Annotated in this window: 23 protein-coding genes and 1 riboswitch; of the genes, 3 read left to right on the top strand and 20 right to left on the bottom strand. The window is 46.1% G+C overall.

The genetic code is table 11. The annotated features are described in order from the left end of the window. Positions 1 to 44 precede the first annotated feature (44 nt). The 10 genes from ACFVU8_RS04250 to bcaP all read right to left on the bottom strand — a co-directional run bounded on the left by ACFVU8_RS04250 (position 45) and on the right by bcaP (position 11,099). Entirely contained in the window at positions 45 to 1,862 is a 1,818-nt protein-coding gene (locus ACFVU8_RS04250) for an APC family permease (protein WP_379463998.1), read from the bottom strand. 125 nt (positions 1,863 to 1,987) lie between these two features. Beyond that, positions 1,988 to 2,145: riboswitch (cyclic di-AMP (ydaO/yuaA leader) on the bottom strand. 214 nt (positions 2,146 to 2,359) lie between these two features. Next, entirely contained in the window at positions 2,360 to 2,806 is a 447-nt protein-coding gene (locus ACFVU8_RS04245; protein WP_379464000.1) for a disulfide oxidoreductase, read from the bottom strand. Between the two features lies 1 nt (position 2,807). Continuing rightward, a complete protein-coding gene (locus ACFVU8_RS04240; RefSeq protein ID WP_387425948.1) occupies positions 2,808 to 3,563 on the bottom strand; it encodes a DsbA family protein in 756 nt (251 codons plus the stop codon). 188 nt (positions 3,564 to 3,751) lie between these two features. Then, the gene (locus ACFVU8_RS04235) at positions 3,752 to 5,068 is read right to left on the bottom strand and encodes a hemolysin family protein (RefSeq protein ID WP_387425947.1); all 1,317 of its coding nucleotides are present in this window, start codon (positions 5,066 to 5,068) and stop codon (positions 3,752 to 3,754) included. A 329-nt stretch (positions 5,069 to 5,397) separates the two neighbouring features. Beyond that, positions 5,398 to 5,874, bottom strand: a complete 477-nt coding sequence (gerQ, locus tag ACFVU8_RS04230) for a spore coat protein GerQ (RefSeq protein ID WP_379464005.1) — start codon at positions 5,872 to 5,874, stop codon at positions 5,398 to 5,400. 47 nt (positions 5,875 to 5,921) lie between these two features. Further along, positions 5,922 to 6,344, bottom strand: a complete 423-nt coding sequence (locus ACFVU8_RS04225) for a cell wall hydrolase (RefSeq protein WP_066361399.1) — start codon at positions 6,342 to 6,344, stop codon at positions 5,922 to 5,924. Positions 6,345 to 6,484: 140 nt separating this feature from the next. Next, on the bottom strand, positions 6,485 to 7,240 hold the full coding sequence (locus ACFVU8_RS04220; protein ID WP_387425946.1) for an SDR family NAD(P)-dependent oxidoreductase: 756 nt from the start codon (positions 7,238 to 7,240) through the stop codon (positions 6,485 to 6,487). 125 nt (positions 7,241 to 7,365) lie between these two features. Further along, positions 7,366 to 7,767 carry a DUF2500 domain-containing protein gene (locus tag ACFVU8_RS04215; RefSeq protein WP_175370187.1) on the bottom strand — a complete coding sequence of 134 codons (402 nt, stop codon included), beginning with the start codon at positions 7,765 to 7,767 and terminating at the stop codon, positions 7,366 to 7,368. A 594-nt stretch (positions 7,768 to 8,361) separates the two neighbouring features. Beyond that, positions 8,362 to 9,651: a VPS10 domain-containing protein gene (locus ACFVU8_RS04210; RefSeq protein WP_175370172.1), complete on the bottom strand. Its 1,290-nt coding sequence runs from the start codon at positions 9,649 to 9,651 to the stop codon at positions 8,362 to 8,364. Between the two features lie 47 nt (positions 9,652 to 9,698). Beyond that, positions 9,699 to 11,099 (bottom strand): branched-chain amino acid transporter BcaP, encoded by a 1,401-nt coding sequence (gene bcaP / locus ACFVU8_RS04205; protein WP_387425945.1) that lies wholly within the window; start codon positions 11,097 to 11,099, stop codon positions 9,699 to 9,701. Between the two features lie 437 nt (positions 11,100 to 11,536). Here bcaP and ACFVU8_RS04200 point away from each other — a divergent pair, with 437 nt between their 5' ends. Continuing rightward, positions 11,537 to 12,460 (top strand): L-lactate dehydrogenase, encoded by a 924-nt coding sequence (locus tag ACFVU8_RS04200; RefSeq protein ID WP_066361404.1) that lies wholly within the window; start codon positions 11,537 to 11,539, stop codon positions 12,458 to 12,460. Between the two features lie 620 nt (positions 12,461 to 13,080). Here the strand turns inward: ACFVU8_RS04200 and ACFVU8_RS04195 are convergent. Then, positions 13,081 to 13,941 carry a tyrosine-type recombinase/integrase gene (locus ACFVU8_RS04195; protein ID WP_379464723.1) on the bottom strand — a complete coding sequence of 287 codons (861 nt, stop codon included), beginning with the start codon at positions 13,939 to 13,941 and terminating at the stop codon, positions 13,081 to 13,083. Positions 13,942 to 14,028: 87 nt separating this feature from the next. Beyond that, on the bottom strand, positions 14,029 to 14,997 hold the full coding sequence (locus tag ACFVU8_RS04190; RefSeq protein ID WP_387425944.1) for a LysR family transcriptional regulator: 969 nt from the start codon (positions 14,995 to 14,997) through the stop codon (positions 14,029 to 14,031). A gap of 127 nt (positions 14,998 to 15,124) precedes the next feature. Here ACFVU8_RS04190 and ACFVU8_RS04185 point away from each other — a divergent pair, with 127 nt between their 5' ends. Next, entirely contained in the window at positions 15,125 to 16,405 is a 1,281-nt protein-coding gene (locus ACFVU8_RS04185; RefSeq protein WP_387425943.1) for an APC family permease, read from the top strand. A gap of 91 nt (positions 16,406 to 16,496) precedes the next feature. Here the strand turns inward: ACFVU8_RS04185 and ACFVU8_RS04180 are convergent, their stop codons facing one another. Genes ACFVU8_RS04180 through ACFVU8_RS04160 form a run of 5 tightly spaced genes read right to left on the bottom strand, consistent with a single transcriptional unit; the run spans position 16,497 to position 22,548 of the window. Further along, complete coding sequence (locus ACFVU8_RS04180; protein ID WP_379464015.1) at positions 16,497 to 17,645, bottom strand: ABC transporter permease; 1,149 nt, start codon at positions 17,643 to 17,645, stop codon at positions 16,497 to 16,499. Continuing rightward, entirely contained in the window at positions 17,638 to 18,408 is a 771-nt protein-coding gene (locus tag ACFVU8_RS04175) for an ABC transporter ATP-binding protein (RefSeq protein ID WP_175370178.1), read from the bottom strand. Before ACFVU8_RS04175 ends, ACFVU8_RS04180 begins: the two co-directional genes overlap by 8 nt. Positions 18,409 to 18,417: 9 nt before the next feature. Further along, positions 18,418 to 19,221, bottom strand: a complete 804-nt coding sequence (locus ACFVU8_RS04170; RefSeq protein ID WP_175370179.1) for an efflux RND transporter periplasmic adaptor subunit — start codon at positions 19,219 to 19,221, stop codon at positions 18,418 to 18,420. A 5-nt stretch (positions 19,222 to 19,226) separates the two neighbouring features. Further along, complete coding sequence (locus ACFVU8_RS04165) at positions 19,227 to 21,977, bottom strand: PEP/pyruvate-binding domain-containing protein (protein ID WP_387425942.1); 2,751 nt, start codon at positions 21,975 to 21,977, stop codon at positions 19,227 to 19,229. Between the two features lie 25 nt (positions 21,978 to 22,002). Continuing rightward, positions 22,003 to 22,548, bottom strand: a complete 546-nt coding sequence (locus tag ACFVU8_RS04160; protein WP_387427193.1) for a TetR/AcrR family transcriptional regulator — start codon at positions 22,546 to 22,548, stop codon at positions 22,003 to 22,005. 244 nt (positions 22,549 to 22,792) lie between these two features. Between ACFVU8_RS04160 and ACFVU8_RS04155 the strand changes: the two genes are divergently transcribed. Beyond that, on the top strand, positions 22,793 to 23,791 hold the full coding sequence (locus ACFVU8_RS04155) for a beta-ketoacyl-ACP synthase III (RefSeq protein ID WP_175370181.1): 999 nt from the start codon (positions 22,793 to 22,795) through the stop codon (positions 23,789 to 23,791). Between the two features lie 330 nt (positions 23,792 to 24,121). On the opposite strand, the gene bioC is transcribed toward ACFVU8_RS04155, so the two are convergent. From bioC to bioF, 3 genes are read right to left on the bottom strand one after another with little or no spacing between them, the layout of a single operon-like run. Further along, the gene (bioC, locus tag ACFVU8_RS04150) at positions 24,122 to 24,988 is read right to left on the bottom strand and encodes a malonyl-ACP O-methyltransferase BioC (protein WP_387425941.1); all 867 of its coding nucleotides are present in this window, start codon (positions 24,986 to 24,988) and stop codon (positions 24,122 to 24,124) included. Continuing rightward, entirely contained in the window at positions 24,969 to 25,772 is an 804-nt protein-coding gene (locus tag ACFVU8_RS04145; RefSeq protein WP_387425940.1) for an alpha/beta hydrolase, read from the bottom strand. The genes bioC and ACFVU8_RS04145 overlap by 20 nt, the downstream gene beginning before the upstream one ends. Beyond that, the gene (gene bioF, locus ACFVU8_RS04140; protein WP_387425939.1) at positions 25,769 to 26,947 is read right to left on the bottom strand and encodes an 8-amino-7-oxononanoate synthase; all 1,179 of its coding nucleotides are present in this window, start codon (positions 26,945 to 26,947) and stop codon (positions 25,769 to 25,771) included. The genes ACFVU8_RS04145 and bioF overlap by 4 nt, the downstream gene beginning before the upstream one ends. Positions 26,948 to 26,951 lie beyond the last annotated feature (4 nt).

Raw genomic sequence — 26,951 nt, 5'->3', positions numbered from 1 at the left:
GAAGCCGCATCGCGGCTTCTCTTCAATGTACAGCTACTCCACAGCTATTTATTCAAATGATAAGGCACTGTGGCGACCACGACATCCTTCTGGTTCATTAGGTAGGAACGAATCAAGAAACTGGTCTGGTTGTGCAATAGAGCCTGCCACCAATGCTTCGTAATAAATTGCGGAATCAGGATCGTAATGTGATCTGTCGAAGCGGTCTTCCACTCCACCGTATCGATGAACTTAAGCAGCGGGCGGAGAATGCTGCGGTACCGGGAGCGCAGGACAATAAGCCGTACACCCGGATTCCATTCTTCCCACTTCTGCTCCATCCGGTGAATCTCCTCTTCATCAAAACCGACGTACACTGCAACCACGTTATCTGTTAACGACTTGGCGTAACTAAGCGAATGCAGAACGGCGCGAGTAACGCCAGCTACAGGCACAACCACGGTGCTTCCTTTAATAACTGGTTTATCTTTGTCAAGGCAGATACGAAGCTGATCCGCTGTATTCATGTAGTGACCATGTATGCGGTAGAACACGAACATTACGATTGGCAGGAAGAGAAAGGCCATCCACACACTGGAGAATTTGGTGATGATGAAAATCAAGGTAATCGTTAATGTCGTCAGCATGCCGATTGTATTGACAGCAAATTTACTTTTCCAGCCAGCCGGCTTCAATTTGTACCAGCGAACCATCATGCCCAGCTGAGACAATGTAAACGGAATGAACACACCGACAGCATACAGTGGAATCAGACCTTCTGTATTCCCGTGAAATGCGGCTACCAGTAGTGCAGACATCACACCGAGGAAAATAATCCCGTTCGAGAAACCGAGCCGGTCTCCACGAACCATGAACGCATGCGGCATGTATTTGTCTTTGGCAAACATACAGGCGAGCAGCGGGAACGCTGAGTAAGCGGTATTGGCTGCCAGGAACAGAATGACAGCGGTAATCCCTTGAATGAAGAAATACAGCACGCCGCGTCCAAAGGTGGATTCAGTGATCTGGGATACGACGGTAGCTTTCTCGTCGGGCACAATGCCATACCAGTAAGCCAGGACGGTTATACCTGTGAACATAATCCCTAGAATGAGGCCCATGGCCATTAGGGTTTTTGCCGCGTTTTTCTCAGCAGGCGCTTTAAAGTTCGGAATAGCATTGGATACAGCCTCAACCCCGGTCAAAGCCGAACAGCCAGAGCTAAAGGCCTTCAGGAGCAGGAACAAGCTAACATTGGATACGGCAGTCCCGATCTCGGGAACATGGGCATGCGCACCGCCCGTAGCATATTTTATAACCCCTGAAATAATCAAGACAAAAATGGAAATAACAAACAGGTATACAGGAACAGCAATGAAAGATGCGGATTCTGTTACACCGCGTAGATTAAGTATCGTTAGGATGATAATTACGGTAACTGCAATAAGAACGGTATGACCATGCAAGCTTGGAAAAGCCGATGTGATCGCATCTGTCCCTGCTGACGCACTTACGGCAACCGTCAAAATGTAATCCACGAGCAAAGAGCCCCCAGCCAAAAGCCCGGTCGGAACGCCTAGATTGTTCTTAGCTACGATATAAGCACCGCCGCCTTGTGGATAAGCAAAGATCGTCTGCCGGTATGATAAAATCAGAATCGCCAGCAGTCCCAATACGGCAAGTGCAATTGGCAGTGAGTACCAGATCGCAGTGAACCCCGCGGCGACCAGTACAATCAGGATTTGTTCCGTTCCGTAGGCCACAGACGAGAGCGCATCTGAAGACAGAACAGCCAGTGCTTTCACCTTGGATAACTTTTCATGATCGAGTTCGTTGGATTTCATCGGACGCCCGATCAAAAGTCGTTTTACTTTGCTTACCATTGTAGAAACAGTTCCTCTCTTTGTGAGTTGAATCGGTCATACCGTGCGCCGTTTTCACGGGTGGATTTCATAAATGCAGGCACAAAAACAAGCATACGGAAATGATCCGCATGCCTGGGGCATGGTCATTATCCCACTTTTGCTTACGAGGTTAGCTGGCGGATTCGGGCTGTGGTAGCCCTACGGTTCGGCCGTATAGGCCGCTTCCGATTCACCCCTTTGGCATCGTTATGCCAAGATTGGTTCCCCCGTTTTTCCTAGGAAAATTCAGCGCATATTCAACTTCTCACAAGGTCTAATATTAGTCTACAAAGTGCATCCAGTAAAGCGGTGAAAAAAATGAAAAAAGAATGAAAAAACATTCAAAACCCGCAAATTTTATATCGGGAACTGTCCGCTCTTTCATTCTCTTCTATTATCCCTTCGGCCCGTGTTTTTATAACATTTTGACGTTATTTGTGACGAATCAGCAGGGAATATTTTTTGGTTGTACTTGCTTATGCTTCTTCTGTTTCCTGCTCCAGCGGCTTACGGCCGAACCAGAGCAAAACCGTGATCAAGGCAAAGGCGATTAGCGCCATAAAAGGAATCGTGATAAAACCAAAATAATTCAAATAATCTTTGTTGCAAGGAACTCCCACTGTGCAGGGAATAATCTTGCTAAGCGCGGGAATTTTCTGTTCTGCGTAATGATACAGTGAAATGCTTCCCCCGATAATGCTCAGTGGCAGCACATAAGGAATAATGCGCTTGTCTCCCCGGTACGTGGCAATGCCTAGCAGAAATAGCTGGGGATACATAAAAATGCGCTGGAACCAGCAGAGCTTACAGGGCTCATACTTTAGAACCTCACTTAGATAAAGGCTGCCTGCCACGGCCACTACTGACACAAACCAGGCCAGATAAAGAGCGTTACGGCGGCAAAATAGGGAGAATTTACTCATTTCACTTGGCCTCCGCCGCTTTGGCTGCAGTATTCACTTCCGCCGAAATAGCGTCAAAGTTAAACGGCTCTGCGGATTTCACGCCATTAATGAAGATGGTTGGCGTATTATTAACCCCTGCGTCAGAAGCTGTCTTGATGTCACGCTGCAATTCGTCATAATACGTACGTTCCTTGATGTCCTTGCGCAGCAGCTCCAGATCAATGTTCAGCTTCTCCTTCTCAGCTAAGCTAACCAGATAATCCTCAGTCGCCCACTTAGCATTTTCATCGCCTTGATTTGCATATACGGCATCAAAGAACTTCCAGAACTCATCCGCATTCTGATGGTAAATGGACAGGGCAGCAAGTGAAGCTGTTTCGGAATCAGGACCGATAAAGGCCATATTTACAAAATAAAAAGAGGCTTTTCCTGGCTCTACCAGCTCTTTCACGATTTGCGGTTTGATCAATCCCGTGAACTGGGCACAAGCGGGACATTTGAAGTCTCCAAATTCAACAATTTTAACTGGTGCATCCTCTTTACCCAGTCTCGGCAGCTCACTGTAATTGAAGCTCGTTGGTGCTGCAGTTGTGGTGGTGGAGGAAGTATCCTTCGCTGCCATCATAAATAGGACTACAAAAATAATGACTACAAAGACAATTGTACCGATAATAAACATTCTGTTCGTCTGTTTCTGTTTATCTTGCTTGGTGCGGTCTCTCTCCTGCTTGCTCAATTGAGAAGCCGCTGGACTCTTCTTCTTAGGTTTGCTCAAGGATCGGTTCCTTTCTGTCCATTAAGGACGGGCATAGTATAATATTTTAAAATTATATAATTAAAGAACTCACCTTGGCAATCAATACTATTGACTCGAAGGCATGTACAATGGAAAAATAACAACCCAAAAAGGCATAGCGCCGTTAAACGACACCATGCCCTTGTGCTACTAATCATATTGAAAATCTAAGCCCCTGCTTCTTCGGCAAGAATCTCTACCTTGAGCAGTTTGATTCGGGAGATCCGCTTATGGTCGATTTCCTCAACACTAAACAAATGATTGTCGAATGTTATGGTCTGGCCCATCTGCGGCGGATTTACTTCCAGCTTGGAATACAACCAGCCACCCAGGGTATCATAATCATCGGTCTCCATATGCAGTCCCAGAAGGTCGTTGATCTCCTCGATCAGCATCAAGCCATCGATGGAGTATTCATCCTCCCCCAGCTTTTCCACGCCAGGGCGCTCTTCATCGAATTCATCCTGAATTTCCCCTACGATCTCTTCCATGATATCTTCCAGAGTAACCATGCCCGAAGTTCCGCCGTACTCATCAATGAGGATCGCGATCTGAGTCTTAGCCCGCTGCATAACCTTGAGCAAAGCACTGATCTGGATTGATTCCGGTACGGTAAGAATCGGGCGGATCAATTCATGATACTGGGGAACACGTTCCCTGATCAAGTCCTTAATGTGAATGAAACCAAGAATATGGTCCTTGTCGCCATCACAGACTGGATAACGAGTCCGCATGCCTTCAAAGGCAATATTAATGTTCTCTTCCACCGATAGATGGTTATTCAGACAAATCATTTCCGTACGCGGAATCATGATCTCTCTGGCCATCGTATCGGCAAATTCAAAGATATTATCGACCAGCGTCATTTCAGTGTTGTCGATCAGACCGCTTTTATTGCTCTCCTGCATCAGAATCCGAATCTCTTCTTCTGTATGAGCCGTTCCAAGCTCAGATGGAGGCGTCAGCCGGAAAAGTCGTAGCAAGCCACGCGCCAGATTGTTGACAACCCAGATGAATGGAAACATCAGCTTGTAAAATACATTCATCGGTCCTGCAGTTAGCAGAAGTACAGCTTCAGCCTTGTTGACAGCAATCGTCTTCGGTGCAAGCTCGCCAAGCACAATATGCAGTACTGTAATTAGCATGAAGGCAATAATCAGAGAGATAACATAAACTGTCGTTGCGCCAAAGCCCAGACTAACCAGCAGCGGCCCAACCAGCGTCGCAATTGCCGGTTCACCCAGCCATCCCAGCGCCAATGATGCCAGGGTAATTCCAAGCTGACAAGCAGATAGATAAGCATCTAAGTTGTGAACAATAGGTTTTGCAGACAGCGCTCTTTTGCTGCCCTCCTCGATAAGCGAATCAATGCGCCCGCTGCGCACTTTCACCATCGCATACTCCACGGAAACAAAAAATCCGTTCAGCAGCACCAATAAAATCATTAAACCTACATTTAATATACCGGGTAAAGGGTCGCTCAAATTATGCTCCTATCCACCGTTCTCACACGGGGCGGATAGGCCCACCTCCTTCGTTTTTTCAAAATGACAGCATGTAAATCGTCAGTCTTCTGCATCAATTCCCCAATGCTTTCAGCTCCTGTCTATAGTCACGAATATAAATATATACATTATTATATATTTATAATCTACACAGTCAAACCGCAGCGTATGACGGCATAATGAGGTTTTACCACAATTCTTTGACTTTTACTGATGAATTTGAGCTCTCCTGCGTATTCAGGCCGTTTCCAGCCTTTTCAATAATAAAAGCCTCTCTCCGGTAGCGGAAAGAGGCTTAAAAATCAGTTTTAGCGATAGTAACGCGTACCGGGGTTCCCAATAACACCAGGATATTGATAAGTAAGAGGTTCGTCGAAAGTCGCGTAATCGAAGTTAATCATAAGTAACATGATGCGCTGTCCCGTTGTCGGGTCACTGATGATGATGTGGTCGCGTCCAGCTGCTTCCAGTTTACCCTTGAAGATTTTGGCATTCCAGTCCTTGTTGTTCTCATAGGTCATGTAGAATGTGCCAACCTTGCCCAAATTCAGCCGTAAAATGTTCTCGATGTAAGATTGTTCAAATACAGGGGCTGGAGCCGAAACCACAGTTCCTGAAGGAGTCATCGGACTTCCGCTGGATACTTGGGGAGGTACCGCCTGCATTGTGCCACCCATCGTACCCATTGTTCCCATTGGGGCCATGCTGTTTGACGTACCCATAGTGCCTGAAGATACACTTCCGATCGTGTAAGTAACAGGACGGTAAGGTTGTTGAACGATCATTGATAAATTACCTCCTAAAAATTAATCGGGAGCTTGCGCCCCCGGGCCTAATACACGGCTGGACAGTCTCCGCTGGTCGGAGAAAAGAAGCAATGGGCCTTAAAGCGGCCGGTGTTACTCTGGTTGTACCAGGTGTCAGGACAATCGCCTGCCGGACGGAAGAACCAAAGAGCATTACTGGCAGGCCAGGTCCGTTCGCCCCCGATGGCTCTTTTCGCCAGACGGATATCGGCATCTCTCGCTCGCTGGTAGAAGTAGCTCTTAGTCGGCGCTTCAAATCCTCCCGGACTTTGATACACCATATCATCGATATTGCGGATGTTTTTGAAGTCGAGGCAATTGCCCAAAATGCGGTTGACGCCGACATTGCCTACCATCAGCATCCCAAGATCTCCATCCTCTTCGGCTTCCGCTCTCATTAGCCGCGCCAGTACTCTTACATCTGCCGAGTTCGCTTTGATGACGGCCACACGCGTCCCTCCTTGTAATGGCTACTTCGCAGAACAGCAATTTCGCTCTTTACTGCACGTTGTATTGTATGTGCATCCGCCCAAGAGGTGACAGTCCGTCGGCAATTTAGATTTCCAATTATAATTTTCAGGAGATCGTACTAAGGCTCGTAGATCATTTTGCGGGTCATCCCGCCATCAATCACAAGCTGGGCACCCGTCACGAAGTTATTGTCTTCTCCGCTAAGGTACAGACAGGCACGGGCAATATCCTGAGGAGTACCGACCCGACCCGATGGGTGCTGTTTATGATCGATTTCACGCAGCTCGTTGTAATCCTCTGTTTCAATCCAGCCTGGGCTAATACAATTTACTGTAATACCATCCGGGCCTAGTGAGATCGCCATGGCATGTGTAAGCGCGGTGATCGCGCCTTTGGAAGCTGCATACGCTTCTGTATGCGCTTCAGACATCAGGGAACGTGTGGAGGAGAGGTTGATTACAGCGCCTCCCTGCGGGTTCTCCTTCATGGCTTTCGCAGCCTCACGGGTTGCCAGAAAACAGCTTCTTGCATTCGTATTCATCACCTTGTCCCATTCCTCTACCGACAGCTCGTACACGGAAGCTGTATGTGGATTGGCAATTCCGGCATTGTTGATCAAAATATTAATGGTACCAAAGGCTTCGACTGTACGCTTCATTAGAGCGACAATATCGGCTTCACGGCTCACATCGCATAAGACGAAGAGCGCCTTTCCCCCATGTCTAACAATTTCATTCACCGTCTGGCGTCCCCGCTCCTCTTCCAGCTCAGCAACGACCACCTTCGCGCCTGCACTGGCATAACTCATCGCTATGGCCCTGCCGATCCCACGTCCCGCCCCTGTTACAATAACAGTCTTGTCCTTGAAGCTCATCCCTGTCACGTTCCTTTCATCTATGTAAATTTGTCGACAATATAAATATCCCCCTGCTCCGTAAATCGGAAACAAGGGGATTGTACAGGAAGCATAAGAGTATTGCAACGGCTACCTAGAGATCTTCAAGAATGCCCGGCAGATGTAAAAGAAGGCTGGCGCTGGAATCCGTGATACCTGGTGCCCTGATAGCTTAGCTGCCCCCGGTCTCCTTCCACACTCATTCCGTATTCGGTGCCATTCACCTTGAACTCCATTCGTGTTCCATCCTCCAGCTCGTAGGTCAAATAGTAGTACGTCGTACTGGTCCGGCTCGATCCGCCTTCGTCCTGAAGCTGCTGGTGTCTGATTTCGCTTCGCTTGCTCACGATATGGGCAGAGGTGGTCAACATGGGCGAGCTATTGTTCCGACTCCATTGCAGTAGCCCTCTGCCTGCAGATATAGCGACAATGCCAACCATCACCACGAGAAAGATCGGTATCACTGTTCCGGCAAAATCAAACATCCATGAAGGATCTGGGCCCATTCCCATGACATATTCCTCCTTATTCCCCGCGAGATTCCTCCGGCAGCCTACTCCGGGCGTTCCTGTACATGTATATGCCTGTTCCAGCTCATACAGCATCAAGAGTTGCTTCACGGCAGAAGAAATATGTGCCACATCTATAAAAACACAAAAAGACCACTTCCTCCTCTTATCCTACAAGAAATGAAGTGGTCTCCAGTTATTCGATTTTACTGCCATCTTAAGCATGTACTAAGTCTAAAAAGTGCTTGGTTTCATCTTCTTCGATTGGAAGCATTCCGTTCTCTGCCCAGCAGGCTCTACATTGTTCTTCGGTCTCACACAAGTGGGCGTCATCACAGTTGTAGCACAATTGCAGAAGGTTTCTAGTCATATAATCCGTTTCAAAAGTTGTCATGGTAATCGCTCCTATCGGATGGTTAGTTTGTGAAAAAAATAACTTTCTTTCTATGTGTTAAATATATCACAAGGTATCGTGTTTGTCATGTGATTTTTTTCACATTTATGAGGAAAATTTTAAATAAGTTTTTTAGAAAAAATAAATACAAAACAGCAGGCTCGCTACGAACCTGCTGTCTATCGCTTCTTATAATATTATAACACTCGCCAGCTTGCCCCGCCGTTCGTGGTCTGCAGAAGAATGGACCGCTTGTCCTCTTTCTTCTCGATCAAGAGCCAGCCAACCTCTGAAGAGAAGAATTGCAGCTTGACGATCTCCGGATACTCCTCCAGCTTGGACTCTAGTACACTGCTTGACTTGAGCGCAGTCCAGGTCGCTCCCTGATCCTGCGTCTGGTATAGTGTGCTTCCATCCAGAATCCAACCGGTCGATAGATTCAGGAAGGTAGGCGCGAGATGACGGTTCCCGCCCGTCCTGCTCTTAAAACCAAAAGCCCTGAACTTCCAGCTTTCCCCGCCGTTAGCAGTGAAGTAGCCGTCGTAAGTAATGCTGTTGTCCTTATCCTTCTGGCAACCAACAGACATCCAGCCTGTCGTTCTACCTCCCCCGAAGAATTCCGGCCTGCCGGTAATCACCCGATCACAGCCATCAAATCGCTCGTTGACCAGGAACGGTGCGCCTTGCTGCCAAGTCTTCCCCCCATCCTTAGTTGTGTAAATCTTAGGCAATGCTCCTGTCTGCAGGGTGACGAAGCCATGCATGCTATCTCTAAAAATCATCCCCGTCGTTACACCCGCCATAGGAATCGCCGGATTCGGCAGCTTAGGGTTGTATTGTTCATTCTGCATAACATTCTTCCAGGTCGCCCCGCCGTCTACCGTGGAATACAATGCTTTGCTTTCTTTGGTGGCCGTAGTGTCCCATGAGGTCAAAAGCCAGCCGTAGTTTGGAGAATAAAAGTACATCGACGAAATTGGATTCGCATCCGGCAACGAGGATACTTTCCAGGACTGTCCTCCATCCTTGGTTCGCAGCACGATCGTCTCCGTCATGCCGTACGCGCTCCTGATGATCCAGCCATTACTTGGATCGGTAAAGAATATTTCTTTGCCATAGACTGGGTTAGAAGGAAACTGTACATTGGCGGAGGGCGAAATATTAGCCCAAGTCGTACCGTTATCCTTCGTTATATACATACGCAGCTCATTCTTGGTTACGCCCCAGGCTAGTCCCTCGGATTCGCTGAGTAGCTGAAAATCTGTCAGACGGGTCTGAATCTGATACTTAGGATTATTCTCCGCATCCATATTCCGCGCATCCGGTGTAATCAATGTAATCGTCTGCCCTTCTTCCGGGGGCTCCGTAGGCTGCGGTGTCTGAGCAGGCGCCGCCGTTTTCGACATACAGGCCGACAGGATCAGCATGGACAGCAGGAGTAGAAGCACAACACTCAGAACCTTAGAACCTTGAGTTTTGGACGGCAATGCGCTCTCTCCTCTCAGTTAATAAAACTACATGATCTTTCCGTACATTATTTATCGTTCCTGGAGTAGTCTCCGTTCAACTTGCTGTTGCGATAGCCGTATAGTGCATAGATCAGCAGGCCGATGACCAACCAGATTAGAAATCCGATCCAGGTCGCGCTCCCGAGATTGTACATCAGATAGCCACAAGCCGCAGCACTGAGCAACGGAAGAAAAGGTACCCAGGGTACCTTGAAACCCCGCTTCAAGGTGGGTTGACTATAACGTAAGGCAATGACGCCAATCGAAACAACTAAGAAAGCAAACAATGTTCCAATACTAGTCAGATTCGCCAGGCGGCTAAGCGGAACAAATCCGGTCAAGATAGCGCTGACTATTCCCATCATCCAGATACTGCGATTTGGTTGCTGTGTCGTCGAGTTGACCTTAGACAGGCTTTTCGGAAGCAAACCATCACGTGAAATTGCATAGAGCAGACGAGTCTGTCCATACATCATAACCAGCAGCACTGTAGTCATTCCTGTAATGGCTCCCAATGAGATCAATCCGGCAATCCAATTCTGGTCAACAAGCCGCAGTGCATAGGATACCGGGTCGCTTACATTCAGATCGTAATAAGGAACAATACCGGTTAGGACCAGGGACACGGATATGTACAACACCGTACAGATCACAACGGATGATATGATCCCAATCGGTATATCTCGCTGCGGACTCTTGACCTCTTCAGCAGCATTGGAGATCGCATCGAAGCCGATATAGGCAAAAAACACGGTCGCTGCCCCATTCATAACCCCATGCATACCGAAGGGGAGGAAAGGCGACCAGTTCTCCGGTTTTATATAGAAAATCCCCGTAAAAATGAACAATAAAACTACCGCCAGCTTTATTACGACCATAATCGCATTAAAACGAGCCGTTTCTTTCGCTCCGCGGGTCAGCAGCAAGGAGATCAGTAGAATAATGACGACTGCAGGCAGATCGATAAAAGTACCTTTGTCCGCATTATACGCCCCGGAGAGCAATGTAGGCAAATGCAAGCCGAAGCCTTCCAGCAATCCCTGAATATATCCGGACCAGCCACTCCCCACTGCAGCAACTGCTACTCCATACTCGAGCACCAAATCCCAACCAAGAATCCAGGCAAGCAGCTCGCCAAAAGCAACATAACTGTATGCGTAAGCACTCCCGGACACGGGTAATGCGGAAGCCAGCTCGGAATAACATAAGGCGGAGAGCACGCAAGCAATGCCTGCCAGGATAAAGGACAGAATAATTCCCGGTCCAGCGTGCTCGGCTGCTGCAACTCCGGTTACGACGAATATTCCTGTTCCGATGACTGCCCCCACACCAAGTGCTGTCAAATCAAAAGCACCCAATGTTTTGTTTAATTTGTTAGTGTCGCCGCCCAGAACTGCGGTCAGCGATTTTTTGCGAAATAAATCCATTTCTTACTACTCTCCTGTCAGGTGATTAAATTATACAACAAGGCGCTAGGGGGAAGTTCTAAGCTGCTTAAGACCCAGATCTACAAAGATTATGCCACATGTGACACTAGTCCCCTCTTGCACTAGCGGTTTCTCCAACAGCTTTACCGCTGAAGACGCCGGCGAAATAAGCCAGGGTGAATTAATCAAGACGGCTACCCGCTTCTCGGATCTCGGATCTCGGATCTCGGTATCAGTATAAGCAGCACAGCAGCTCCCATAAACAACATTATTGTGGAAAAAGTAAACTGTCCATTCTCTTTTATCCTTAATTTGTACGTTGACAAATCCGCTTTCGACTGATGGATTAACAGTAATCCTCTTGAAAACACTACTTGTAACGATTATGATGAATAAGATTGGACACAAAAAATTCGCAATTCGGAGGAGATGGAACAATGGCCCCCCCAAAGCCCAACCGCGTAGTCGTAATCGGTACAGGCGCCGTCGGAACGACAACCGCCTATACTTTGTTGTTGCGCAGACGGATGCAAGAACTGGTATTGATCGACGTTAATCATCAGAAAGCGCTCGGTGAAGCGCTTGATATGAATCACGGCATGCCCTTTGTCGGCGGCGTGAAACTATGGGCAGGTACTTATGAAGATTGCCGTGATGCGGATATCATTATTGTGACCGCCGGCGCCTCCCAAAAACCGGGTGAGACTCGGATTGACCTGCTAAGAAAGAACATTTCAATTTTCAAAGACATCATTCAGAAAATAACCAAATACAATCAACATGCTATTTTGCTGATTGCTACGAACCCGGTTGATATTTTGTCCTATGCGACATTGAAAATAAGCGGCTTTGACCGTAGACGCGTTATCGGTTCGGGCACTGTACTTGATAGCGCAAGATTCCGTTATCTGATCGGACGCCACAAGGAGATTGATCCGCGCAGCATCCACGGCCAGATCATTGGAGAGCATGGCGACTCCGAGCTTCCAGTATGGAGTCTCGCGAATGTGGCCGGGATCGAGCTTGGCTTTGACGAAGAAGAGCGCAAGGAGATTTTTGAGGATACCAAGAACGCAGCCTACGAAATCATCGACGCCAAAGGGTCCACATCCTATGCGATTGCCCTGGCACTCGACCGGATTGTCGTTTCGATCCTTCATAATGAAGGTGCGGTCCTGAACGTCTCGACATTGCTCAATAATTACAATGGAGTCTCGGATGTATTCCTTGGTGCTCCTTGTATTGTTGACCGTTCCGGCGTGCGCGAGGTTCTTGATCTTCCACTGAACGAAGAAGAACAAGCCCTCTTCCAAAAATCCGCCGAGAAGCTTAAATCCGAAATCGCGAAGCTTGAATTATAAGCTTCTTGTACAAGCTGCTGCCAGTCTTTTGACTGGCGGCTTTTTGTTACTCCTCTATTCTTCCCAGGTGCCGTCGTCATCCCCCGAGCTTTTTATCCAGCAAGCGCTTGGTCTCCACATAGTTCAGAAAATATTTGGAGAAAGCTTCAAAGTATCATGCTTGGAAGGACTGATGAATCTACCATTCCTCATCCAATCCTCTTTCACTACTCACCCATGCTCTCTTCAGGCCTATAGAGATCTACTCGATCGATTTCATATAGCGAGCGCTCGTTGCCAAGTAACGGACACCAGAGACCTTATTGCCTATTGATTCAAGCAATTAGGAAGCTAACGGACTCCAGTGCCCTTATGAGCAGAAATGCTATTCAAAATCCACTGTTCGGGAGAAAATAGCGTCTCCTGTGTCCACTACATGTTCTAGGAGCGGCTTCATCTGCAAATAACGACGATACGGTCCGTTAGCGCCCATGCGTGAGATTCAATCTCTGTAGATTCTAGAATGAGTCTGATTCCAAGGCATCCCCCAAATGAGTTTCCATAGCCAGATTGCAAAGGATCCCCGTTCAATCATATGGTTAACATAATAATTATTATGTAATTATGGGAACAGCAAACGACTACCGCTGCGGTAGCGAGATTTGCAGTTTTGCCATGGCTTCTTCCTTCTCCCGACTCGTAATATGCGTATACACCGTTGTCGTCTGGATCGACGAATGGCCCAGCAGCTCCTGAAGCGTCCGCAAGTCTGCCCCTTTACGAAGTAACATAGTTGCGAAGGAGTGACGCAGCTTGTGACTGGAATACGGCCGACGCTGGGAAGCCGGAATCTCTTCCTGAAAACGGTCGAACGTGTCAGTAGCGATTTGCTGAATGGCCCGGATAGAAAGCCGTCGTCCCTTTTGCGAGATGAACATGGCTTCCTCTTTGTTGCGCCAAGGCGCAAGCCGCTCGGACAAAGCCTGATCCAAAAAAGGCGCAATGTCTTCCGGAACCGGAATATTCCGCCACTTCCGCCCTTTTCCGAACACTCTAAGCGAACGTCTTTCTACATTATAGTCTCCCATATTCAGCGTATGGACTTCCCCTACCCGTAGACCCATATAGGACATCAGCAAAAAGATGGCCAGGTTGCGATGTCTGTACTTGCCTTCTATGGAAGACATAAAGCGCTGCAGATCGCCTTCATCAAGGTAAACGGGCTCCCGGTTTTTTTCTGTTTTGGATTTCTTGATGCCTGCTGCGGGATTGTCTCTATGCAGCTCCAGTTCGATCAGCGCCTTGAAAAAGCAATTCACCGAAGCATGCTTACGGTTACGGGTGGCATCACTGACCCCGCGTTCGCGGACTGAGGTCAGGAAGGAGACTACATGCAGCTTCTTGACCATATCTAGTCTTTTGCCGTTCAGACTGCCGAGAAACTCCCTCACATCTGCAAGATAGGATTTCTGCGTATATGGGGTGTATCCGGCATCCTTCATCCAGATGAGGAAGGCATGCAATTCTTCTTCGTATTCTTCATTCAAGTCGTCCACACCTATGCAGCCCCTCTCTGTGATTTCGACAATCTATTGTACCATAGATTGCCCCGCGCGAAAGTAGTCTTTCTTCCTAGAGGATGTGTCCTGTACGTCTGCTATCGCGTTATTCCACTCTATCCCATGCTTCTGAACCATCAATAGAAATTCAGCCAGCGCTGGTGATTTCCACTTTTTATGATGATAAGCAATTTGAGTTGCTACACGCTGAGATTCATCATTCCAGTTCAACTTGGCCATTTTTCCTTCAGCAAGCTCGCTTCGCACGGTCACCAGCGGTACAAATGATAAACCCAGTCCAGCCATCACACACTGCTTGATCGCCTCGATGCTCCAGAACTCCAGATTGGGATCAGGAAAAACGCCATGACTGTTCAAATAATGTTCGAACAGAGTCCGGTAGGTGCACCCCGTCTCCGTATGAAGAATAGTTTCATCTTTCAAGTGGAGTGGCTCTACTTCTTCAAGGAACACCAGCGGGTGATCCAGCGGAGCAATAAGCGCCATCTCTTCATGAATCAAAGTCTCAACGTACAGATCTTTATACTCAGTCTCAGGCTGCAGTAGGAAGGCTATATCCAACTCTCCAGAACGCAAGAAGTCGGTCAGTTCCCAGCAAGCTCCCGGCTTGAGAATAATCTGGACCTGCGGATAGCGGCCACGGAATTCCCGGATAATCCCCGGTAGTCGAAAAGCCGCCAGCGATTCCGGCGCACCGATCCGCAAGGTGCCTGTGATCTCACTGCCAGCGCGTAGCGCATCCTGAGCCATGGCATGCATTTTGGAGATTTCCTGGGCATACGGTAGCAGACGGCGTCCCGCATCGGTCAGGATGATTTTTTTGCTGATTCGGTCAAATAAGGGCTGACCCAGTTCCCCCTCCAGCGCCTGAATCTGTGCGGTAATACTAGATTGTGCGTAATCCAGCTTCTGCGCCGCACGGGTAAAACTACCGGTCTCCACCACAACCAAAAAGGTAAATAAATGACGCGATTCCATGTGGCCTCCTGTCTATGAATTCAACCATCGGTTTTTCAGATGGATAAGATTCGATAATTCTGTTTTTCCAATGGGTTTATTATCTGATACTCTATAACAAAACACAAGGAAAGCAGGATCAATATTAATGAAGCAAACGTTACAACGTCATATTGGCATGCCACAAGCAATCGCACTATATATAGGAGCCGTACTTGGTTCTGGTGTCCTAATTGTCCCCGGACTAGCTGCGGAGATGGCGGGTCCCGCCTCCCTGCTGGCCTGGGGATTCATGACACTCCTGATCCTACCAATGGCACTATCCATGGGGCTACTCTCCGCCAAGTTCCCCAATGCCGGGGGTGTATCCCACTTTGTCACCTTGGCCTTCGGACCAAAGGCAGGCGCTCTGGTGGGCTGGTTCTTCCTTATGTCCGTCCCGATTGGCGGCCCTGTCGCGTCCTTGACCGGAGCGGGTTATATGACTGCCGCCATGGGCTGGGACAACAATGTTAGAATCGCTCTGGCCGCTGGCATGTTAGCCATTGGACTAATCACCAACTGGATCGGCATGCAGTTAGCCGGTAAAATTCAGGTGGCCGTCGTCATCGCCATCGTGGCCGTGCTTGTATTCTCTTTCGCCGCGGCGCTGCCCCGAATGGAGAGTGTTCATTTTACACCTTTCGTGCCACATGGCTGGATGAGTGTCGGTCAAGCCGCAGCCATCCTATTCTGGTGTTTTATTGGCTGGGAGGCGGTCTCCCATCTCTCCGAGGAATTCAAAGACCCGCAGCGTGCCGCTGTAAAAGGGGTCACGATTGCTGCGATTATCGTCGGCATTCTGTATTTCCTGTCGGCATTAGCGACAGTGGGCACCCAAAGCTACCTTCAAGGCGGCTCTGACGCATCGCTCGTCTGGATCATCAGCCAGCCGCTCGGCCGCTGGGGCGGATTCATTGCCGGACTTACTGGTATGTTCATCTGCACGGCGACTATTATAGCCTATTCCAGTGCAGCCTCCCGGGTTGCTTTCGCCTTAGCACGACAAGGTTATGCGCCCAAGTGGATGGGAACTCTGTCGGCACGGTATAACACACCCACTGGAGCTATAGGCTTTCTGTTGGGATGCTTTGTGATTGTCTTTGTACTATATGGAAGCGGCCTGCTCTCCATTACGACGCTAATCCAATTTCCGAACGCAACGTTTATCCTGACCTATATTGGCGGCTGCGCAGCCGGAATTCGTCTTATGCGCGGCAATCGGTTAGGCGTAACAATCAGTTGGATTTCTTTAGTGGCGACACTCGCTGTCTTCCCGTTTACGGGTTGGGCGATCGGTTACCCCTTGATCATTTCACTATTGTTTGTCTGGGTGGTTTACCGTAAGAAAAGTAGTGATGAGCTCAATAATTCAGCAAATATTAATTAGATCAAAAAGCTCCCCATACAGTACCAGGCTTTTGTCCTTCGCCTGACCACCGTATGGGGAGCTTATTAATTTTACAAATATTTTTTCCGGATTAGTCCAATGTTTTTTTAAATCTCATACAAGCAATCGATAACATTGCCAAAGTAAAAATACATAAGACCGTTACCTGCGTAATTAAAAACTCAATACCCACACCCTTTACCATTATCCCTCGGGTTATTTCAATAAAATATGTTAGAGGAATTAAATAGCTTAGTGTATCAATAACTACAGGCATTGCTTCCCTCGGAAAAATAAAACCAGACAATAAAACGCTAGGCAACAATATTAATGAGGTGTAATTCATGGCTTGCACTTGAGTTTTAGCGATTGTTGAAATAAGAATGCCTATAGATAATGTGCATAGCACAAAAAGAAAACCCAACCCTAGAAATAGCGGAAAACTACCGGAAATGTGTACTCCAAACAGCAAGATACAGATAATTAGCGAAAATAAAAAACCAATATAACCAATTACAATGTAAGGTATTAGTTTGCCAAAAATCAGCTCACTTGCTTTTACAGGAGTCACCATTAATTGTTCGATGGTACCTTTCTCCCGCTCTCGGACTAGCGTGAACGCAGACAACATAATGGTGATGTTTTGTACAATCAAAGCAATTAATCCTGGAATACTGAATACGGAGTTTTCCATCGTAGGATTATATTTAATATCAGTAGCCAATACCAACGAATTAAATCCAGAGCTCTCTCCAATTCCAAGAAGATTCATACGTTGCCCGGTTATATCTGCAATGTAATCTTTCCAGACTAGAGATGCACTATTAAGAGCCGTACCCGCGATGGTTGGATCTGTTCCATCAACCAGGAATTTCACCTTGGCAGCCTCTCCTGACTGTAACGCCTTCTGAAAATTAGGGGGAATCACTATTCCAGACCGTACTTTACCAGCATCAAGTAAATCAGACAGCTCAGATATTGAAGCCACATCTTTAGCGACAGTGAATGATCCTGAATTAGAGAAGAGACTAACCAACTCACGACTCTCCTGTGTTTTACTCTGATCAAAAACAGCTAGGGCAATATGATCGACATTGTTTTGTACAGAGTACCCGAATAAAACAATCCAAACAATGGGGATTACAATAGGGACCTTTATACTGACCGGATCTCTTATAATCTGAAAAAACTCTTTTTTCACAATAGACCAAAATCTCTGGAAGCTGAAGCGATTACGCATTATAGCCTCCTATCCCCGGAGAACTTTCCTCCTTGTTCATTCTGTCAACATAGCGAACAAATACATCCTCTATTCCCTTAGCACGTTCTTGTTCTAAAAGATGGATGGGAGAGACTACGTCACCTATAATTTTCCCGTTATAGATGAATCCTATTAAATCACAGCGTTCTGCTTCATCCATATAATGAGTAGTAATCAAAAATGAAGTCCCTTGATCTGCAAGTTCTCGAATGATCCCCCAGAACTCTCTGCGAGAAATAGGGTCAACACCTGCAGTTGGTTCATCAAGTATCATTAGCTGTGGTCGATGAATCATTGCACACCCCAGTGCCAGCCGCTGCTTCCATCCCCCTGAAAGGTGCCCTGCAATCTGTTTCTCTCTTCCTTCAAGTTTGGCCATGCTTAGCAGTTCCCTTTTCCTCACTTCACGGGCAGACTTATTCAATCCATAGATCCCGGCATAAAAATCCAGATTCTTCTCCACACTCAAATCTTCGTACAAACTAAACTTCTGTGACATATACCCTAAATTCTGACGAACAAAATCAGTATTTGTTTTTACATCTTTTCCGAGAACCCGCAAGTTTCCAGCCGTAGGGAGCAGAACACCACACAACATACGAATTGTAGTCGACTTCCCAGACCCATTGGGGCCCAGAAAACCAAAGATTTTGTTCTTTGGAACTGAAAAGCTAATGTTATCCACCGCAGCATAACTTCCGAAATGTTTGCTTAAACCTTCCACTTCAATAGCATATTCCATAACTTCCCCCTATTCCAAAGGAATAATTGCATCAGCAGTCATTCCAGGTTTTAAATTTTGTCCCTTATCGACCTGAACTATAAATTTAAATGATGAATAATCGTTGTTATTTGAATTTTTAATGTTCTCAGATGAAAAATCAGCTTCTTCCGCTATGAATGTGATAGTCCCTTGTAGTTTATCATCATTTCGTCCCTTAATTTCCAAATCTACTTTTTGATTCAATTGAATGCGATCTAGATATGCTTGTGGGATATAGAAGCTTACTTTTCTTTCTTCGGGACCTGCTAAGATAGCAACTGCTGTTCCAACACTGATTATATCTCCGATTTGAACGAATCTATTTGTATACACGCCTGTTACGGTTGCAATAATCCTATGTTTCTGAAGCAGAAGATTTGCTTGATCCAATTGAGCGGTTGCAGCATCGACGTCTGCAGTTAGTTGGGCGATTTCACTTGCGGACCCGTCATTATCATTTTGGGCCTCTTTCAATTTCTCTTTTTTACCACGAACAATCGCTTCCTGTTGGTTTACTATTAACTGCTGCATGGAAGAATCGAGTACGAATAGCGATTCTCCCTTTTGAATCGAGTCACCTTCTTTTTTTAACACCTCGGTAAGCGTTCCACTCACTTCACTTCTGACCGTATAATTATCACCCTCCACATTACCACTTAATCTAAGTTTAGACTCAGTAGAACAGCCAGATACTAGCAATGCATAGAAAATGAAGGTTGCTGTAATAAAAATTTTCGCTAACCGAGCATTCAGTATAGAAGTAATCATCATCTTCCTGCCTCTCTTGATCATTGTGCCTACCTCCCATCATCATTATCAGATAGTATTTCAATTTCCCCGCTCATCCCGTCCATTCTTATCATTTGCCCCGTCTGCAATCGACTAGTTGCATTTATAGCTCCTACAATTGCCGGTATTCCATATTCACGCGCAACGACAGAACCATGAGTCATCATCCCACCGACCTCCATTATCAATCCGCCTGCTATGAGGAATAGAGGTGTCCACGCAGGATCTGTCGCAGGACAAACGAGTATATCTCCAGGTGTTAGCTGAACTTCTTTAGGATCATGCATCACACACACCCTTCCCTTCACTATACCAGGTGAGACGGGATTGCCAGACAACTTCTGTGAAACCTCTCCACTTCCAAGTTGCTCATCGTAAAAAGCAGTACCGTCACTAAGCAGTAAACGCGGAATTCGTTTCCGCCGGTTCTCTTGCAAGTATCTTTCTTTTCGATCCTCAATTAGGTTTTTCCATTTATTTGTTGCTTCGGAGTTCTCGTCTTCATTTACGATTAATTGCTCCACTTCATCAATATGCAAATAAAAAATATCATCTACGGCTGCAAGCAGATCTTTCTTGGTCAACACTGTTCCAATACACATTAAATTACTGCGAATCTTATCCAAAAAACAAATAATTGCAAACTTCGGTGTTTCACGCAACCCCCCCAACAAACGCAGGCGCTTCGAGGATATCAGAGCCAACCGTCTTTTCAGACTCCCGGACAAACCTTTTTTGAATGATGACTCCAATTCACGCTCTGCTTCTGCCGCCTTCATCACACCCATTTGATAGAGTTCAACAGGAGAAGACTGATTATCCTTGACCTCTAGATAACTTTTTAATACATGAAATACATGTGTTGGATCCTCTGTCCATCTTTTTCGTCCAATATCAATTTCTGCAATTCCCCGCATTCCATAATTTTGAAAAAAATCCATCAGTAGCCTCTGCACCTTATTTGGTAGTCGATTATCCAAATATCGATTTGAAAGTTCAGAATCAGTCAAGAGACGGATACATTTGTAACTTTCTTGATCCTCCTTCACAGCTAAAGCAATATTCCATAATTGAAAATCCATTTCCGAAGTAATGTTATTGGGCAGACTTCGCGTAAGATCCAAAGAAATTTGCATCCCCCGAGGCAGTGTCGAAGTAAGTCCAAGGAGCAATTGCATTGGAAGATGTCCAGACAGAGTCCCAGGTAGCAAATGGCGAAATAAGAGTTCAGGCAGAGCTGCTGAATACTCTTTGACTTGCCGTAATAGATCGATTGGCGTATCTTGATCTCGTTTGGCAATATTGGTTAATGCTGACTCAATATGTCTCTGTAATTTATCAGGCGCGGTTTTGACAAAAATTAAATTTCTAGCTGTTTCTATCCACATTTGCCCTAGTTTCCACAGAAAACGCGGCCTTAACAGAAGCTTTATGGCTTGTAAGGAAGAGTTCAGCCACGGGTCTCCTTCTCGAGTAATCCTATTTAGTATTGAATGAATTGTCGGGTCTAAGGAAGACATGATCGTCAATATAATTCTGCGTCCCAAGGTGTCACGCACGAGTGGGGTAATATTTACATAAAAACGTTCTGCTGCTGTATAAAAGGCTCGCTGTTTCAAAGTTAGCTCTCTAAATCCTAAATATCCGGATATATTTCCGATGATATCTGATAAAATACTTTGCCCCATTGGAGTAAAGGGAGTCATAACCCCTTGCCAGGAAGCAAAGGAGAACCAAATCTGGAGTGACTTCTCCTCCTCTTTCGAGTGTTCCTTGTGGTAGGTTTGCGGGATTGGAAACAAAGAAGTTATTGAACGAGACTGAACGATATAAAAGACACCCTGATCATTTAGAGCCCACTCTACATCCTGAGGATGTTTGAAGTAATCTTGAATCCGCTCTCCTACCATGACTAATTCCATGATTTCAGAGTCGTTAAGTGTTGGTACAGATGAACCCTCTACTTCTTCAACCTCTTCAATGCCTCCTTCTGGTTTGCCACGAATAATTAATCCTTTCTCACCCAAATACATTGATACAATTTCTCTAGAGGATACGTCTACTACAAAATGATCCGGGTCTACCTGTCCTGAAACTAAGGACTCTCCTAAGCCCCATGTGGCATCGATCACAATTTCCGTTCTTTTTCCCGTCAATGGATTTGCTGTAAAGAACACTCCTGAAACCCTGCTTGGAATCATCTGTTGTACAACTACCGCCAAAGCCTGGTCTTCATGAACAACAGCATTTCTATTGCGATAATCTATCGCTCTTGCTGTCCATAGACTGCTCCAACATTGAACAACATTAGAAAGCAAGGAATCGATCCCCGTCACATGTAAAAAGGTATCTTGTTGCCCGGCAAAAGACATATTCGGAAGGTCTTCAGATGTTGCAGAAGATCGCACCGCAACCGGACAACAATCTCCAGCATCCGTCTGCTGATTTAGCAGCTCGTAAGCCTGCTCAACTTCTTTAATGATCTCAAGAGGAATCTCTCCAGCATCAAAAAAGGCTCTAATCTTCGCTTCAGAAGACTGCGTGTTAAAAAGCACAGTTTCATTTACTGTTAGTGCGTCGTTGATTTTCTGAGCCAACTCATTGCTCTTCAAAAAATGCCAATAGGCATCAGTTGTAATACAAAAGCCAGGAGGGACCTGAAAATCACCTTTAATCAAACGTCCAAGATTGGCAGCTTTCCCACCAACCAGACTTAACGCTTCATCATCGATCACATCTAAAAATTTAATGTATTTCAAAATGCTCCCCGCTTTCCACGTTAGATCACTTTACAATTCCATTGAAAAAAATATCCAGGATTCCCGCCGTACTATACGTTTGTTTCTCACCAAGTCCGACTAATCGAATCGAGGCATATGTTCCTTGTATAAGGTTTAGCAGAACTATTGCAGCCTCTTGTGAGTTTATTGCTCTAAATATACCTTCTTCTATTCCCTGATCAATTGCTTGAGATAAGAGTGATAGGTAGCGTTCATAGATTGGTAGTAATTCCGGCTTATTCTTATTCCAAAGTGCCGGTAATTCCTGCCGCACCAACTGTATTACTGAAGATGACTCATACAAAAAAGAAATGGTTATTTCAGCGCCGACAGTTAGTCTCGCTCTAGGATCGGCTATTTCGCTTATAGATTGTGCAACTTCGTGAAATTTAAAGATAGTTTCTACCAACAGCTGTTGCACAATAGCTTCTTTGTCTGGAAAGTAGTGATAGATTGTCGCTTTCGCCAATCCGGAATGTTCAGCAATCTCTCTTACCGAAGTTCCTTTATAACCCTTACTTTTAAAAAGCATATTGGATACTTCTAGTATTTTAGCAAAAGAGTTATCTATGGGTTCTCACTCCTTAGGTTAAACTTGTAATCGACCGACCGCCCGATCGGTCGGGATGATTTATTGTTATTTTATTTCCATTTTGTGCTATTGTCAATATCAAAAAGGTATTTATTGTTTTTATTTAATATATATTACAATTATTTTATTCTGTGTTAAATTTAATCCAATTTACACCATGAAATTACATATTATTCTATTAATTATTATCGGGAGGTAAAAAATGAATAGTAGAAAGATCAAAATCATGGGTACCGGAAAATATTTACCTAAAAGAAAAGTACTTTCAGAAGAGATTGATCGCAAGTTAGGTTTACCTGAAGGCTGGACAGAACAAAAGTCAGGCGTAGCTTATCGTCATTACGTGGATACTGAATCCACATCGGAAATGGGTGCAAATGCCGCCAGAGAAGCGATTAAGGATGCCGGTTTGGAACTGGAGGATATAGACTGCATTGTATCTGCAAGCGGCACTTATGAACAACCTATCCCTTGCACAGCTGCACTCATCAAAATTAAACTCGACATGGGCAATTCCAATATCCCCTGCTTTGACATTAATTCAACATGCTTAAGCTTCGTAACTGCGCTGGACGTAGTTTCATTTCTCGTACATGAGAGGAAGTATAAAAATGTGCTGATTGTATCCAGTGAAATTGCATCGCCAGGATTAAACTGGAAACAAAAAGAAAGCTGCATTCTCTTTGGCGATGGAGCAGCAGCAGCTATCATAAGTCGAAGCGAAGAGCATGAATCTTCTGAACTCTTAACCTCATTAACTGAAACCTATGTAGAGGGCGCCTCTTATACCGAGATTCGCGGAGGCGGAACCCGTATTCCATCAACAGAATATAATGGAGATAATTTGGATGATTATTTATTTAATATGAATGGTCGAGCCGTCTTTAAACTTTCCTCCAAAGTCATTCATAACTTCATGAAGCGACTTTTCGATCAGACGTCTATCAGCAAGCAAGACATACATATGGTTATACCACATCAAGCTAGTGGCTTGGCCATGCGGATCATGAGACAGAAGCTAAATTATAAAGAAGAGAAATTTATGAATATCATTTCCACACACGGCAATGTAATTGCAGCCTCAATCCCTATGGCCCTGCATGAGTGCATCAAACAAAAACGAGTTCAAAGAGGAGAAAGATTATTGCTGATGGGTACTTCTGCTGGCCTTTCTCTCGGAGCCGTGGTTTTGGTCTATTAGTCGCTCATTTTAGCCGTAATTCCCTTCATTTTTGCACCTACACTTGCCCTTCTTATTGATATTTAATCGATCTAAATCAAAACTGCGTATAATTTGTGTTATACGCAGTTATTTTAGAGCCTTTTTGCCCTTATTTAGCCTCAAATAACTACATCCTGTCGGAGGACAAGAACCTCTAACGATTGCCGATTTCAGTATGAGAAATTTTACGAATGCTCTTAAAAAGGGATCAAAAGCTCTTAAAAAAAGCAGCGGGGTCTGGAACATGAAATACAATGTTCCAGACCCCGCTGCCGTTATTGGGCTACTATTATTAGTTATAGAGCTTATCTACCCCTCCGCCGATGCTTGGATCAATAGAAGATCATAACTGGCAGTAACACCTCCCTCTATGCTGAACTTCTCCTCGTATTCCTTATACATGTTGGCGAACAGCCGTCTCGAACTAAGACCACGCACATTAACAGCCTCAGAAGTGCTGGCTCCCATCGATTTTACCGAGTGAAGAAAGTCTCTTGCTGAAGCATACTTTTCCGTTTGAATCGAGCGTTCCAATTGGATACTTGAAAATCCTGATTCCTTAAGTATGCTGTTCCATTCACCGGTTGATAGAAACCTCAGCCCGTGTCGCTGCGGTTCCAATCCATTGGCTCGATAAGCTTCATTAAAAGCTTCATGCATCTCGCAGAATGTGTCTGGCCCGAATGTCGTGAATATCAGCGAACCTCCAGGACGAAGCATCCGCTGAAGGTGACCAAGTGTTTGCCTAGGATTGCTCAGCCATTGAAAGCAGGCGTTGGAGACGATGAGATCAAACGAGGCTGCCTTAGCATCTAACGCCCACATTTCAACATCAGCTTGAAGAAAGCGTAAACGGTCTGAGGGCTTTTTCCTGATGCCATTAAAGTTCGCTTCATCTGATAGGACACGTTGTTCAGCTAATTTGATCATCGCAGGCGCAATATCAAGGGCAGTAATATTCGCACTGGGCCATTCAGAAACTAGAATCTCGGTCAGCGTCCCCGTGCCGCAGCCGATCTCAAGAATGTTGGGCCCGGAGATGTTACTTTTGGTCTTCATCCCTAAAAAAGATTTTGCAAGTCGATCTGACATCAAACGCTGAACATGAGCGTGAGTGTCATACGAATTTGCATTACGGTTAAATTGACGTCGAATATCACTTATCCTGCTGCTCATGCCACCATCTCCTCAGTTCATTAGCTATTTGGCCTTCCCTCCCCAGGAACGGGGCATGCCCGCTGGCAGGTATCGTGAGTAAGTTTGCTTTTGGTAACTGGGCCATCAGCTCCGATGCAGCGCCGTAAGGACAAATACGATCCTCCGTCCCGTGCACAAGAAATACCGGACAAGTGATGCTTTTTAATTGAGGCAGACATTCCTCGCTTCGCAAGATTTGAAGACCTGCGATTAGCGCTGAGGTTGTCCAGCTACCAATTGGTGGAAGGCTTATGCCAAGAGCGGCCTCCCATTCTGCTTCAGTAAATATGAGCTGTCGGAACTTTGCTTCAACATCTTGTCGGTTCTGTGCAAGCCCTGCAATCATCTTCCTAACATATATATCCGCCCAACCGAGATCAGACTCCTCTTTCGATCTAGTAAATCGAGCAGTTGCCCCGAACAACACAAGACCATCAGCGAACCCTTTGATCGCTAGTCGTAGTGCCAGTAAACCTCCGAGAGACCATCCTCCGATCAACAGCGGACCGTGGACAACCCTTGTCCTAGAAGCATCTCCATTTGAATACAGAATATTTTTCACTGCTATTTCAGTCAGAAGTAGCATTTCCTCTGGAGAATCAGCATCACTGTAATCTACAGAGACATGATGGAAATCCGGAAGTAACTCACGAGTCCGGTCGAAAACCGTATCCGGCATCCCCCATCCGCACAACCATAATATAGTGCCACTGCCACTTGTCTTTGGCTGAGCCTCCATTGAAATATCATCCAAACCAATCATGACCTCAACACCCCTAGTCGAAGTCCGATGTTGTGGATGCGTACGGCTGCATGGGTCAGCTCCTTATCACTGTGAACGGCTGACAAGGAAAAACGAATGCGCGCTGTGCCATCAGGCACAGTAGGTGGACGAATGGCAACCGCTAGAATCCCCTCTTCTTCTAGAGCTCTGCTGAAGCGTAAAGCCAGATCGTTATCGCCGACGATTAAAGGTACAATTGGAGAGTCGCCGGCACCGATGTTAAACCCGGCGTCACAAAGCAAGGACCGAAATAACCTGCTTGCCGCACAAAGCCTTTCTCGACGCCAGTGTTCCTCTTGTACCAAAACTAATGCTTTTGTAATACCAGCTACGATAGAAGGAGGCAACGCAGTTGAATAGATAAGTGGTCTAGCCTTGTTCACAAGCCAGCGAATTAACATGCGGCTGCCACAAATATAAGCACCATAGACACCGAAGGATTTGCTGAATGTTCCCATGTGTATATCCACATCATCCTGCAACCCAAGTTCATGGCTTAACCCCTCGCCGCGCCCTCCGTAGATCCCCCCGCTATGTGCCTCATCCATCATTAGCATTGCTCCGTACTCGCGTTTGAGCGCAGCAAGTTCACGCAATGGCGCCTGATCGCCATCCATGGAGAAAACAGCATCTGTAACGATCAGCTTCCGCCGTTTATCACGATACTTGTCCAATAGCGTGCGCAAATGCTCCATATCATTATGACGGTACCGGGCATGCTCCGCTCGGCTCAATACAATACCGTCCACAATGCTTGCATGGTTCAACTGATCGCTAAAAACAACATCTCCCCGGCCTACAAGTGCACTAATAACACCTGAATTCGCCATATAGCCATTAGCAAGAACCAGTGCTGCTTCGCAGTTTTGCCAATCGGCCAGCGCTTCTTCCAAACGACTATAAGACGCCCGGTTACCTGTCACATGGCGTGAAGCACCTGAGCCAGCTCCTTCCGTGAGCAGTGCCTCCCGCATCACTTCAAGTATGGCAGGATGCTGGGAGAGTCCAAGATAGTCATTGGAGGACAGGTTGAGTAGCACTTGCTCTCCGCGCAACGTATAACCAGGAGATCCGGATACTGGGCTACTTATGTGCAAGGAGCGCTCCAACGAAGCATCAGCCATTAATTTAAGCTCATTTTCCATCCAGATCATGGTT

The sequence above is a fragment of the Paenibacillus sp. NPDC058177 genome, from assembly GCF_042883835.1.
Classification (GTDB): Bacteria; Bacillota; Bacilli; order Paenibacillales; family Paenibacillaceae; genus Paenibacillus_AQ; species Paenibacillus_AQ agri.
The sequence above is the reverse complement of the archived record's forward strand: the minus strand, read 5'-3'. Positions and strand labels throughout refer to the sequence as shown.